The organism is Mucilaginibacter sp. CAU 1740, from assembly GCF_039839285.1.
Taxonomy (GTDB): Bacteria; Bacteroidota; Bacteroidia; order Sphingobacteriales; family Sphingobacteriaceae; genus Mucilaginibacter.
Window position 1 is genome coordinate 405,189 of sequence record NZ_JBDOQS010000005.1, and the last position, 11,579, is coordinate 416,767.

At 41.5% G+C, this 11,579-nt stretch carries 15 protein-coding genes; 12 read left to right on the forward strand and 3 right to left on the reverse strand.

Annotated features, from left to right (window positions below):
* The first annotated feature begins 138 nt into the window (after nt 1–138).
* The 7 genes from AAFN85_RS14145 to AAFN85_RS14175 all read left to right on the forward strand — a co-directional run bounded on the left by AAFN85_RS14145 (nt 139) and on the right by AAFN85_RS14175 (nt 5,454).
* The gene (locus AAFN85_RS14145) at nt 139–933 is read left to right on the forward strand and encodes an SDR family oxidoreductase (protein WP_347528063.1); all 795 of its coding nucleotides are present in this window, start codon (nt 139–141) and stop codon (nt 931–933) included.
* 3 nt (nt 934–936) lie between these two features.
* On the forward strand, nt 937–1,260 hold the full coding sequence (locus AAFN85_RS14150; protein ID WP_347528064.1) for a nuclear transport factor 2 family protein: 324 nt from the start codon (nt 937–939) through the stop codon (nt 1,258–1,260).
* A gap of 119 nt (nt 1,261–1,379) precedes the next feature.
* Entirely contained in the window at nt 1,380–1,643 is a 264-nt protein-coding gene (locus tag AAFN85_RS14155) for a winged helix-turn-helix transcriptional regulator (protein WP_347528065.1), read from the forward strand.
* A gap of 1,060 nt (nt 1,644–2,703) precedes the next feature.
* On the forward strand, nt 2,704–3,093 hold the full coding sequence (locus AAFN85_RS14160) for a hypothetical protein (protein WP_347528066.1): 390 nt from the start codon (nt 2,704–2,706) through the stop codon (nt 3,091–3,093).
* An 11-nt stretch (nt 3,094–3,104) separates the two neighbouring features.
* Entirely contained in the window at nt 3,105–4,079 is a 975-nt protein-coding gene (locus tag AAFN85_RS14165) for a cytochrome c peroxidase (RefSeq protein ID WP_347528067.1), read from the forward strand.
* A gap of 43 nt (nt 4,080–4,122) precedes the next feature.
* Nucleotides 4,123–4,941 (forward strand): hypothetical protein, encoded by an 819-nt coding sequence (locus tag AAFN85_RS14170; protein WP_347528069.1) that lies wholly within the window; start codon nt 4,123–4,125, stop codon nt 4,939–4,941.
* A gap of 108 nt (nt 4,942–5,049) precedes the next feature.
* On the forward strand, nt 5,050–5,454 hold the full coding sequence (locus AAFN85_RS14175) for a response regulator (protein WP_347528070.1): 405 nt from the start codon (nt 5,050–5,052) through the stop codon (nt 5,452–5,454).
* A gap of 502 nt (nt 5,455–5,956) precedes the next feature.
* Here the strand turns inward: AAFN85_RS14175 and AAFN85_RS14180 are convergent.
* The 3 genes from AAFN85_RS14180 to AAFN85_RS14190 form a co-directional block, all read right to left on the reverse strand.
* Nucleotides 5,957–6,190, reverse strand: coding sequence for a helix-turn-helix transcriptional regulator (locus tag AAFN85_RS14180; RefSeq protein WP_347528071.1), 234 nt, complete (start codon nt 6,188–6,190; stop codon nt 5,957–5,959).
* 118 nt (nt 6,191–6,308) lie between these two features.
* Nucleotides 6,309–7,436 carry a DUF892 family protein gene (locus tag AAFN85_RS14185; RefSeq protein WP_347528072.1) on the reverse strand — a complete coding sequence of 376 codons (1,128 nt, stop codon included), beginning with the start codon at nt 7,434–7,436 and terminating at the stop codon, nt 6,309–6,311.
* A 64-nt stretch (nt 7,437–7,500) separates the two neighbouring features.
* On the reverse strand, nt 7,501–8,442 hold the full coding sequence (locus tag AAFN85_RS14190; protein WP_347528074.1) for a manganese catalase family protein: 942 nt from the start codon (nt 8,440–8,442) through the stop codon (nt 7,501–7,503).
* 403 nt (nt 8,443–8,845) lie between these two features.
* Here AAFN85_RS14190 and AAFN85_RS14195 point away from each other — a divergent pair, with 403 nt between their 5' ends.
* The 5 genes from AAFN85_RS14195 to AAFN85_RS14215 all read left to right on the forward strand — a co-directional run.
* On the forward strand, nt 8,846–9,370 hold the full coding sequence (locus AAFN85_RS14195; RefSeq protein WP_347528075.1) for a DUF892 family protein: 525 nt from the start codon (nt 8,846–8,848) through the stop codon (nt 9,368–9,370).
* 30 nt (nt 9,371–9,400) lie between these two features.
* Nucleotides 9,401–9,745, forward strand: coding sequence for a hypothetical protein (locus tag AAFN85_RS14200; protein ID WP_347528076.1), 345 nt, complete (start codon nt 9,401–9,403; stop codon nt 9,743–9,745).
* Nucleotides 9,746–9,957: 212 nt separating this feature from the next.
* Nucleotides 9,958–10,821, forward strand: coding sequence for an STAS domain-containing protein (locus AAFN85_RS14205; RefSeq protein WP_091207839.1), 864 nt, complete (start codon nt 9,958–9,960; stop codon nt 10,819–10,821).
* A 12-nt stretch (nt 10,822–10,833) separates the two neighbouring features.
* On the forward strand, nt 10,834–11,244 hold the full coding sequence (locus AAFN85_RS14210; RefSeq protein ID WP_091207842.1) for an STAS domain-containing protein: 411 nt from the start codon (nt 10,834–10,836) through the stop codon (nt 11,242–11,244).
* On the forward strand, nt 11,222–11,579 hold a 358-nt coding region (locus AAFN85_RS14215; protein ID WP_347528078.1), incomplete at its 3' end, for an anti-sigma regulatory factor. The genes AAFN85_RS14210 and AAFN85_RS14215, both read left to right, overlap by 23 nt.

The window sequence follows — 11,579 nt, forward strand, 5'->3', positions numbered from 1 at the left end:
GAGTTTGGTGGTAGCCGTATTGACGCGATTGATTCTTCATAAATACGGATACAGATAAAAAGATCAGTATGGGATAAATTTTTCCCTTATTGCAGGCTTAAAGCATATGCCCCAATTTTGCCCTAAACAATTTTAGAAATGGGAACAGAAAAAATTTACGGTAGTGAATTGTCGGGCAAAATAGCACTGATAACGGGCGGAACAAAGGGCGCAGGACAGGCCATAGCACAAAGACTGGCTGACGCGGGCGCAACTGTGGTGATCACGGCACGAAATGCACCTGACGCAACTACTGCACACTTGCATTTCATTGCTGCTGATCTGAGCACTAATGAAGGCACACAAAAAGTAGTTAACGATGTATTGTCCACCTATGGCAAACTGGATATTCTCATAAACAATCTTGGCGGATCTGAAACTCCGGGCGGCGGGTATGAAGTGTTGAGCGATGACGATTGGGAACAAACCCTGCAAACCAATTTACTGGCCCCGGTCAGGTTAGACAGGGGATTTTTACCGCAAATGATCACACGTGGTGATGGTGTTATCATCCATATCGCTTCGATACAGGGCCGTTTACCCTTATATGACTCCACTTTACCTTACGCAGCTGCCAAAGCCGGACTGATCAATTACAGCAAAAGTTTATCCAATGAGGTTTCGCCGAAAGGCGTTCGTGTCCTGACCGTATCTCCAGGCTGGATCATGACAACTGCTGCCGAACGGATGGTTGAGCGTATTGCGCAAAGTTCGGGAAACAGTGCAGACGAGGCCCGCCAAAGTATTATGGATAGTTTAGGCGGCATCCCGATGGGCCGGCCGGCGCAGCCAAGTGAAGTGGCCGAACTCGTCGGCTTCCTGGTATCACCGAGAGCTAACTACCTGACCGGAACAGAATTTATTATTGATGGCGGCACCATCCCAACTATTTAAATTATGAACATACCTGATGTTATAAAACAATTGATCACAGCGCAAAACAAATTGGATGCTGCTGCCTATGCGCATTGTTTCAGTGCAGACGCAACCGTTTTAGATGAAGGAAAAACCTATCACGGCGTTATAGAAATTGAGCAGTGGATCTCAGCAGCAAATGATAAATACAAAACGCAAATGGTTCCGTTAGACTTTGTGCATCTTGACGGAAAGGATGTGCTAACGACAGAAATTTCGGGAACTTTTGATGGCAGTCCAGTAATTTTAAGTTATAATTTTGTGATCGAACAGGGTTTGATACAAACGCTGAAAGTTACCGGGTAAACTAAACGCTATGAAAAACATAAACAACCGTAAAATTCCACTGAACCTGAATTGCGGACTCGATCTTGTCGGGGAAGTATTGTACGGCAAATGGAAGATACGGTTGTTGTGGTTCATTAATGAAGGGTACAAACGGCCAAGTGAATTGCAAAAAAAAAATACCCGATGCCTCCCGTCGCGTACTTACGATCCAGTTGAATGAATTGTTACAGCATCAGCTGATTGCCAAAACCATCTATCCTGAGCTTCCTCCAAAAGTTGAATACCAGTTGACAGCATTTGGTGAAACTTTAATGCCGGTTACAAAAGCAGTTGGCGAGTGGGGCGATAAATATGAACTTCGCTTACGTGAGGTTATTAATCGAGAAATACGCAATAATTGAAGACACTAGTTATATATTTTCTATCCATTACTCTTCAATAAATCTCTAATTTCGTTTTTACTATTTCGGGAATTAAAAAATGTAGGTCATTTCAATTAGAACCTTTAGAACCACCTCTTGAACTTCTATTTCCTATATTAACTTTTGCATCCAGAAATTCGCGACGTTTTGGATATCAATAGGTTATGGCTATCAAAGTGGCGAACAAGTAACATCCTGTTGTTGTCGCTTAAAATGTACTTAAATGACAATAGGACTGGAACCAAAAATGTCCTTTTTACTCCTGAGGCTGGGCTCGAACCAGCGACCCTCTCATTAACAGTCAGAGGTTCTCAAGTATCTCGGCGAACAAGTTTCATGTTCAGAAATATTCCGAATGGCCACCGTTGATCAACTTTTTTATCTAAACGATATTTTGTAAATTTGACTAACGATTTAGCAATACTAAAGATCAGTGAGTGATTCGTGTAGTATTAAAATTAAAGACAACTCAATTAACTGAAAATAAGCACATTAAGAACGAGGTTCGATTCCCGCTCTGATTAGCATAGTATTCTCCGCTGATTTTGATATAAAATTATAAAAAAGCCTGCAAATCAAAAGATTGCAGGCTTTTTTATGCTAACCCTCAAAATCGCCATCGATTCGCATCAAAAAAAGAGATTATAAGTAAATTAACAGGTACAGGGTCTCGATTGCAGTTCTTGACTTCCTCAAATAAAAGAGTTAGCTGAAGTTAGTTTTCATGTTGAATAACATTAAAATTGTCATTCATCGCGTACCTTGACACTTTACAAGCGATATTTTTATGCCGCTCAAGAAAGGCTAAGGGGAAGATAGACGTACCCTACGCCCTAAAGAACGTATATGCACTGCAATTGGGCCAAAATGGATTCCTGCTTTAGGGCTACATGATCGGTTTGATTTATTAATGGTATAGTTAAAATTATTATTTCTAAATTCTCTGGCGCAACAAATAGATAAGTATTTGCAACAAGCGCGAAAGTATGGATAGCTGAAATTTCGTTTTTTTGAGACACCTACTGATCAAACAAACATCATGAAAAAACTTTATCTGTTCAGCTTCTTATTTGTGGTTTTATGCACTGCTCTTTCCTTTGCTGACGACGCTAATCTACTTATTGGGAGATGGGAACATTCTACTATTTCGCATGGCGAATCTTTTAACTTTTTGGCCGTTTTCAGGATTAACGGAACTTTCGATGGATTCATCAATAAAAAAGAATTTGTGAGCGGAGTGTATCACATGAAGCACGATACGCTCTACATTTCCGACGCTACCTGCAATGCCCAATATCAAGGCACTTACAAAGTTGAATTTTATGGCCTAAGAGATTCACTCAGATTTCATGTGATCCAGGATACGTGTAAAGGCCGCAGGGAAGGAACTAATGGGCTCCTGTTTAAAAACGTTGGTGCGAGCAGGTAACCATACTCAACATGAAGAAGTTGTGCATCACCCTTTTTACGCTTGGAATTATCCTGGTAATCTCTCAGGGTGCGTTTAAAGATCATGAACCGGTAAACGCTGCAGCTTTGGGCCGGAAATTATTTTTTGACCCGATACTTTCAAGTACTGGTAAGATCAGTTGCGCCTCCTGCCATAAAGAGGAATTTGCATTCTCAGATACCTCGGCCGTTAGTTTGGGAGTTCATGGCAGGAAGGGTGTGCGAAACACACCCTCGGCAATGAACATGAGTTTGCAAGTAGCTTTTTTTTGGGATGGGCGGGCAACTACGCTGGAACAGCAGGCCCTTATTCCAATTCAGAACCCGATAGAAATGGATTTGTCTGTAAATACGGCTGTTTGGCGGCTTGGGCACAATAAATATTATAAATCGGCTTTTACTGCCGTTTTTAATGAGGCCCCCAATGCTGGTAACCTAGCAAAAGCGTTATCCGCATTTGAACGGACTTTAGAAACAGGCAACTCGCCCTTTGATGATTGGAGGTTGAATGATAACGAGTCGGCAGTTAGTGAGTCGGCCAAACGTGGCTTTGCTATTTTTAATTCCAAAGGCCGCTGTATTCAATGCCATTTTGGTCCCGACTTTAATGATGTGGAATTTAGATCAATAGGCCTTTATGATGGCAAAACATTGCGCGATAGTGGCCGCGCCTGCGTAACCAAAAAAGTGGCCGACGTCGGTAGGTTTAAAATAGGGGCCCTACGGAACGTAGCACTTACGGCACCTTACATGCATAACGGCATGTTCAAAACATTGCGCCAGGTAATTGATTATTATAATGACCCGGATAAAATCGTCTCTCATTCCATCAACCGCGATACCCTGCTCAACATACCTATGGGCTTAACAGAAGGAGAGAAAACCGACCTGGAAAATTTCCTGGTTTCGTTAACAGATAAACGTTTCGCGGGGCAGTTGAAAAAGCTGCGCCCTTTGCAGCGATAGCAATTTACATTCGCAGGTTTACACCAATTAAATTAAGCAAACAATGAACCGTTCAAAAAAAATGGCCTTAGGCTACTTGTACCTTGTGCCACCGGCGGTAGTTGCCATAGGTTTTGGTATAGGGCCGGTTTCTTATGCGTTTTACCTGCCGCTATGGTTATTGAACAGCGCTTTGATGTTATTGGCGGCTTTTTACTTATCCCGCAGCCAGGCCAACAGTTACACATCATCTGCTTTGTTGCTGCTAATCCCTTGGTTGCTGTTCGCGATTTTTGGTGGTATGGGCCCGCCCCCGGCCAATATATCGGATTGGCTTGCTACAGCACAAACGCAGCAAGCGCGTTATACAATACTCATGGCGGGCGGCATTTGCGCTTACCTTGGCTTCGGCCTTTTAAAGGGAAAATTGCAAAATCAGGGTGAAGTGATATATTCAGTATTGGGATTCGCGCTTTTAACCATCGCGCTTCCTTTATTTTTACTGAACATGGCCTTTTGGGGGTATTACCTCCCTGTAGCGTTTAAGGAATTTCAGCTAACGCCGGCATCGCCAAGACCGGGCTGGTATCTTGCTTTGAGAGCATTCTTTTATGTTATAGCTGTAGCAGAGGTAGCCCTCACCTATTTAGCCACCCTGTTTTTTGCTGTTGCTATGAAAAATGCGAGGCTACTTGGTCTTGTTTCCTGTAATTGTTATTGTGGCTTTAGTATAGTCGGCTTAATTCTCGTTCTCATTCCTTCTTCCTGTCCAGAACCATTAGGTACGGCGGGATTTCTGGCGGCCATTCCTGCAATACCTTTCATTATGCCCTATCTAATGGCTGTAAGGCTATTGCGTGGGTATTCAGATCGGTTAATATAACTTCAAACCATACTAATTATTGGCTTTTTCATCAAATACTCCGATATAGGTTAACTAAAACCTCATCGCTAACTAAAACAAATTCAGGGCCTTGAGCGTTATTTATGAATGGTTTCAACAAATCGACCAGCCCGCATTCTACTGATAGAAGATTCTGAAATGGATAGGGTGATATTTAATTTAATGATTAAAAAAACGCTTTTCAGTCCGATTATTGAAGCTTGCGAAAACGGAATTACAGCAATCAGCAAATTGATGGAACTCAATGAGCAGGGAAGTGATCATTTACCAGATTATATTTTTCTTGACTTGGCAATGCCACTAATGGACGGCTGGCAGTTTATGGAAGAATATAAACGTCTTAATATCGATCCCATGCACAAAAGCAAGATTTATGTGCTTTCGTCATCGATTTTCAAGAAAGACATCGTTAAATCGTATTCAAACCCAAGGATTGAAAATTTTTTATCAAAACCAATTGATTTCGGAACGATCAAGAGTGTTTTCTTTTAAAATTGAAGCAACTAAATATTAATTAGCGTATTCATGGTCCAGCTTTAAATGTCGATGTTAAAGATATTCATCGATGAGCATTTTGATAATTCTTTCTTTTGCCATCCGTTTCGTCACCGTGCTCTTCGCCGGTACTTTATTACCTCTAAAGATTGTTACAATAAATAGCGATCTTTCAACAATCTAACAAAACTGTTACAAACTTGAAACTTATATAGTTAATTCATTTTCAATTTATTAACTTATATTTGTTTGAACTTGATTTAGCGCATTTAATACCCCTATAGATCCTGCATCTACCCAAGCCTGTCCCCCGACGGGCTTTTGTATTTTTCATATTACAATTTGGAAACTTTAGTTTAAACAACTTATATTTAGTTGATTGTTATTTTAATAGGGGTATTAAATAACGAACATTCAAGCCACACGTCCTTTGGAGTGTGGCTTTTTTTGATCTATGCGTGTTCAAGGTCTGTAATAAAGGCAGGAAAGATGTAAAATTTCATTCAAACCCAGCGAAAAACTCCGATAGATCAACCTCCAGGATATTTAATAATAGAAACATATCCTCTATCGAAAAATCTGTAGTACCCGCTTCAATTTCACTGAGCATAAAAATGGGGATACCTGTTTGTTCAGCAATTTTATTGAGGCTGATGTTACGATATGCCCGTTCAACTGCTATTTTGCGTCCAAACCGTAAAAGGTTCCTCTTTGCTTTGGCGTGTTCATCCATAAGGTAAAATGGCTGTTGCAAAATTACATTTATTAAGGCTTCTCACAACTATCAGTTGTAAATAAAAAGGCCACCTGAAACCAGGCGACCTCCCATCTATATAAACAACCTCATTTCGTTAATCTTCCGCCGGCTCATTGCTGGCAGCGAAATTTGCCTGGCTTTCGGCAATCTCTGTAAGCAGTGCGTCTGCTGTTTTTTCTTCGTCAAGGGTTAAAACCAATAACTCTGCAACATCATAATACCCTAACGTTTTTGCTAACGCGATCATCCCTCCATAAGAAGCGATTTCGTAGTGCTCGGCTTTTTGTCCGGCGAAGATCAGACCTACATCGCGCTGGGCTGTGCCTTTTTTCGTAGCGCTGATGATCTCATCACCTTCATCAACAATTCCCGCTATAGCTTCACATTTGCGGCTATCTGGCTGTAAACCCAAGATGGCAAAAATTTGTTCCAAGCGGGTAACGTGTTCTTCCGTTTCGATTAAGTGTAGGTCAAAAGCATCTTTGAGTTCGGCAGAAGTAGCTGCTTCTGCCATTTCGGGCAATGTATCTACCAGCTTGTTTTCTGCCCAATACAAATCTTTCAATTCGTTCACAAAAAACTCCATCAGTTTAGATTCGCCAGTAACCGCCGCTTGTTCATCTTCCCATTCATCGTCAGAAATCACAGTTCCTGATTCCGGAGCACCATAAGCAGTTGGGGCTTGGTATTCACCAGTTGCTCCTTTATAAGAAGGTTCGGCAGCTATGTTTTCGTCATCAAACTTATCATCCTCGTCAACGATAGTTTCTGATTGGTCACGAAGTGATTTAACTAGGTTGTGCCCTTCAACAATTCCATGCTGCTGGGTTAACAGTATTTGGTGCACTTGCGGACTTAGTTCATTTTCCGGATCCAATGCATCTTCATATGCGGCTTTGGCAGCATCTTCTCCCCGCTCGCATTCGTTAAGGATCGCGGTAAGATCGCTACCCGTAAATGTAGATTTTATATCTATCCATGCACGGTGCAAATCACCCGAAGTGCTGGTGCCTTCAGCTGCTTCGCCGCCAAATTGATATGCAAGGGTAGTGAGCTCCGTAACGTTCTGACGGCTTTCGCCTGCTAACTTGCTGAATACAGCCATCAAACCGTTTTCATCTTCTTTTAAATCTTTGCCTGCTTTTTCAAAACCTGCGGCGCGGTCATTATTAATTTTGATCAAATCGTTGATCACATCAATTGCTTTTTCTGTATTTTCCATAGGTGTTTGTGGTAGATATGTGATTTGGTAATCAGTAACTGTCGGATCATTATTTTAGTTTCTTTTAGGCACTCGCGGTTTCATAAGTGCTCCATTGGGCAAGCCCTTTGGGATCCGCATTTTTCACTTCAGCACTTTTTTCGGCACTCATTTTTTTGTTTTCTTTTTGAGTTTCCTTAAGCTCCTTGCTAAAGTCCTGCGGCAGCTTAGTTTGTCCTTCGGTTTCCTGTACTTGCTGTAAAGGTTGTTCAATGAACACCCATTCTTTGCCCATCCCCGGCATTTCGCCTTCATTCCACGAACTTCGTACAGCACCGTCAGATAAATTATAAACCTGTTGGGTATAACGCGGATCGGCTGCAAGCACTCCTGGGGGGAAATTATTGGGGATACTATCCAGCGCCGCTTCAAACATTTTATAATGCGCCACTTCGCGGGTCATTAAAAACGAAAGTGTTTCGTGGATATACGGATCATCTGTAAATTTCATCAAGTGCTCGTAAACCAGTTTTGCCCTTGATTCGGACGCGAGGTTACTGCGCAGATCAACAGTGAGGTCACCATTAGAGTGGATGTAAGAAGCACACCACGGGATGCCCTGGCTATTGCGCGGGGTTACGCCGCCGCCGGTGATCATTACAAACTGCGGATTAGCCGTTAATGCTTCATGAATAATATTTTCCTGGGCTGCACGGCCATTTAATACCTGCATGATGTCTGAACTATCTGCCGCATTCTTCAACTCGCCGTTAACCCCTTTCAGTAACATCTGAATAGTGGCACCAACTACTTCCAGATGACTAAATTCCTCGGTGGCGATATCCATCAGCATATCGTACTTGTCTGGATGCGGTACCTTTGCGCCAAAGGCTTGGGTGAAATACTGCATGGCCGCAGCCAGTTCGCCGTTTTCACCGCCAAATTGCTCCAGTAAAAGGTTAGCAAAACGAGGGTCAGGGCGCGAAACCCTGGCATTAAATTGTAGTGATTTAACGTGGTGAAACATAAATGTAATTTTAGTAGATGATGAATGAAATAACTGGGTAAGAGCTTGATAAGAGAGGGATCGTGTGTTAGTACAACTATAAGAGTTACTTTATGTTTCAACTTTTAATTAAAATATTATCCTATTTTTTAACTTTTGTTAATAAGAAATTTTGCATTGAGAACAACACACATTTTTCCCGATAATAATGATCAGTTGATTTCCGATCTGCGTTTTTGGCTAGCAGTTAAGCTCCTTCAAACGAGGTAAGTATATAAGTACCATGCTTAGCATTTTTATTATTGCAACCTCAAAACTATTTTGGATGAATTGCATTTAACATCTACAGCTTAAGCGATAAACAATAGTTTTTCAGCAGTTCTCTTTACCAATATCGGCTGTCATTACCATTAAATTGATTGCCATGGATAAAGCTGCCAGTGTGCTGACTCCTGCTCAGCAAAGATTAACTCAATCTGAAGCAACAGATCTGTTTATTACCATCCTTTCAGATGTTCACAGTACCAAAGCCTCATTGATTGATCATCTTCCGTTCATAGTGTCAAAGGCATACGCTAAAGATGTAAAATTACTGCTTCTTGAATCCGGAACTATGATCAATGGTCAAATGATCAGACTCTGCCTGGTACAAACGCAGTTGGGTTTATCTTTTAGTACCAAGCCGCCAATGTTAAATGGTTGCCTGAACCTTGACCATTACCTAAAAACAAATCTCAAAGCCAAATCTTCAAAATCAGATGCTATTATTTTAACTCACCTCATTATAGCCGAGGCCATCGAGATCGAAGCTCTTAGGATACTGATCGGATTAGCGAGAAATATAAAACCCAAAGGTGTTGTCAAACGCCTCTCAGTTTGTTGCACTGAAGCTCGTCAAAATAAAAAAGTGCTAAAAGAGATGTTGGCCGTGCACCAACAAACTATTTAAAATATGCTATCCACAGACTAACTATAAATAATGCTACCAATTAATTTTACTTTGCGACCAACACTTTCATTAATTATTATACCGGATACCCAAGCCCATCTTGACGGTCATACCATCATCACGCGCACTTACCATATCCATAAAAAAGATGAGGCACTCTCAACAGAATTTTACAGCAAAATGGAACGATTAGGATTGAACCATAACAATGAACCAAGTTATATGGGCTATTTAACTTTTGATGTTCCTGGACGGGTGTACAGCTACACAGCCGATGGGGATTTAAGTTTAGCTACCGATGAAATAGAGCAGCTGATAGAATTTTTAAACGAAGTGAGGGAAAATCCACCGATGTGGCCGCAGCAAGGTGCTTAAGCATTAATCACATAAAGAAAAAAATACTTATTTTGTACATACCCATAAAAAGAATGCATTATGAAATGCGGCCATACGGCCTAATTATCATTTTAGTTAACAAATAAATTATATTTCTTATTTTGAAAAGGGTTATCTAACTTTCCACTTTAATTCAACTTTGCCAAGTTTGAGTTGTAAGGTCAACTAATCACTTACCCTATTCTTCATCCATGTCACTTAAAACACATCAATTGCTACAAAAAAAGAAAAAAAACATCCTTGAACTCTGGATGAAGAACCAACTGGCCGATGAAGGCCTGCGGGAAGACCTGATCAGTAATGATGAACTGAGAAGTCAGTCTGAAGAGTTAGTAGACGCTTTGGTGAGTAATTTATCGAGCGAAAATTTTACCGACCTGAATTCTGACGAATGGAGCCCGGTTATTGAAATTTTAGGAGGTATAGCCATAACACGTGCACGCCAGGGTTTCAGCCCCCGCGAAACAGGTAACTTTGTATTTTCATTAAAAGAGGCATTGCTTGAAGTACTGCAGGAAGAAATAGTTGATGAACCACAGCATTTATTTTCCGAAAGCCTCAAGATAAACCGCTTGATGGATAACCTCAGCGTTGTTACTTTTGAGACCTTTATAAAAGGCCGCGAAGAGGTTATTTTAAGGCAAACCGACGAGATAGCCGAAATATCAACCCCGGTAATCCGTGTATGGGATGGTATACTTGCCCTGCCGATAATTGGCACCCTGGACAGTGCTCGTACACAAATTGTAATGGAAAACCTGCTGCAGGAAATAGTTGAGACCGGATCAAGCATAGCCATATTAGATATTTCGGGCGTACCTGCGGTAGATTCGCTTGTTGCCCAGCATCTGATCAAAACGGTAAGTGCCACCCGGTTAATGGGAGCTGAATGTATTATCAGCGGTATCCGCCCGGAGATTGCTCAAACCGTAGTGCACCTCGGTATTGATCTTTCCAATATCATTACCAAGGCAACTTTAGCCAGCGCTTTATCACACTCTTTTAAGCTGATGAAGCTGGAAGTAAGAAAATCAAATACTACCGCTAAATTTTAATATTGCTTTATAATGGATAAAATTCCTATTCTGCGGCTGGGCAATTTTTTACTGGTTACTATCCAGGTTGATTTGTATGATCGGCTGGCACTTAACCTGGAGGCCGACCTGGTGCAGATGGTAAATAAAACGAATGCCAGGGGTGTTTTGATAGATATATCGGCGGTAACCATTGTCGATTCATTTATGGGGCGTATTATTGGCAATATCGCCAGCATGTCGAAAATATTGGATGCAGAAACTGTAGTAGTAGGCATGCAGCCTGCGGTTGCCATTACGTTGATAGAACTGGGCTTACCGCTTAAAGGAGTGCATACCGCTTTAGATATGGAGCGTGGCATGAGCTTGCTAAAATCGATGATTGATATAGATGACGAAGACATAGATCAAGAATCGACCGATGATGATATTATCACTCAGTAAAGACACCGTACAGGTACTAAAGGAACAGGACGTTGTTTTTTTAAAAAACCGGGTGAAGGAAGTCGCCGTAAAAATTAAAATGGGCTTGGTCAATCAAACTCGTCTGCTTACCGCAGCCAGCGAATTGGTACGCAATATGATGCGCTATGCCAACGGCGGTGTTTGCCAGATAGAGATTGTTTCAAGCGGCCGTAATAACGGTGTCAGGCTCATATTTTCTGATAAAGGGCCCGGTATTCCTGATATTGCTGCCGCCATGCGCGATGGTTTTTCTACAGGTAAAAGCCTTGGATTGGGATTGCCCGGTACCAAACGATTAGTGAACGAGTTTGACA

Coding starts and splice junctions, on each gene's coding strand:
- AAFN85_RS14210 (WP_091207842.1), top strand. CDS start 10,834: ATGGATAAAATTCCTATTCTGCGGCTGGGCAATTTTTTACTGGTTACT.
- AAFN85_RS14180 (WP_347528071.1), bottom strand. CDS start 6,190: ATGGATGAACACGCCAAAGCAAAGAGGAACCTTTTACGGTTTGGACGC.
- AAFN85_RS14185 (WP_347528072.1), bottom strand. CDS start 7,436: ATGGAAAATACAGAAAAAGCAATTGATGTGATCAACGATTTGATCAAA.
- AAFN85_RS14195 (WP_347528075.1), top strand. CDS start 8,846: ATGGATAAAGCTGCCAGTGTGCTGACTCCTGCTCAGCAAAGATTAACT.
- AAFN85_RS14165 (WP_347528067.1), top strand. CDS start 3,105: ATGAAGAAGTTGTGCATCACCCTTTTTACGCTTGGAATTATCCTGGTA.
- AAFN85_RS14175 (WP_347528070.1), top strand. CDS start 5,050: ATGGTTTCAACAAATCGACCAGCCCGCATTCTACTGATAGAAGATTCT.
- AAFN85_RS14170 (WP_347528069.1), top strand. CDS start 4,123: ATGAACCGTTCAAAAAAAATGGCCTTAGGCTACTTGTACCTTGTGCCA.
- AAFN85_RS14155 (WP_347528065.1), top strand. CDS start 1,380: ATGAAGGGTACAAACGGCCAAGTGAATTGCAAAAAAAAAATACCCGAT.
- AAFN85_RS14200 (WP_347528076.1), top strand. CDS start 9,401: ATGCTACCAATTAATTTTACTTTGCGACCAACACTTTCATTAATTATT.
- AAFN85_RS14160 (WP_347528066.1), top strand. CDS start 2,704: ATGAAAAAACTTTATCTGTTCAGCTTCTTATTTGTGGTTTTATGCACT.
- AAFN85_RS14150 (WP_347528064.1), top strand. CDS start 937: ATGAACATACCTGATGTTATAAAACAATTGATCACAGCGCAAAACAAA.
- AAFN85_RS14145 (WP_347528063.1), top strand. CDS start 139: ATGGGAACAGAAAAAATTTACGGTAGTGAATTGTCGGGCAAAATAGCA.
- AAFN85_RS14190 (WP_347528074.1), bottom strand. CDS start 8,442: ATGTTTCACCACGTTAAATCACTACAATTTAATGCCAGGGTTTCGCGC.
- AAFN85_RS14205 (WP_091207839.1), top strand. CDS start 9,958: ATGTCACTTAAAACACATCAATTGCTACAAAAAAAGAAAAAAAACATC.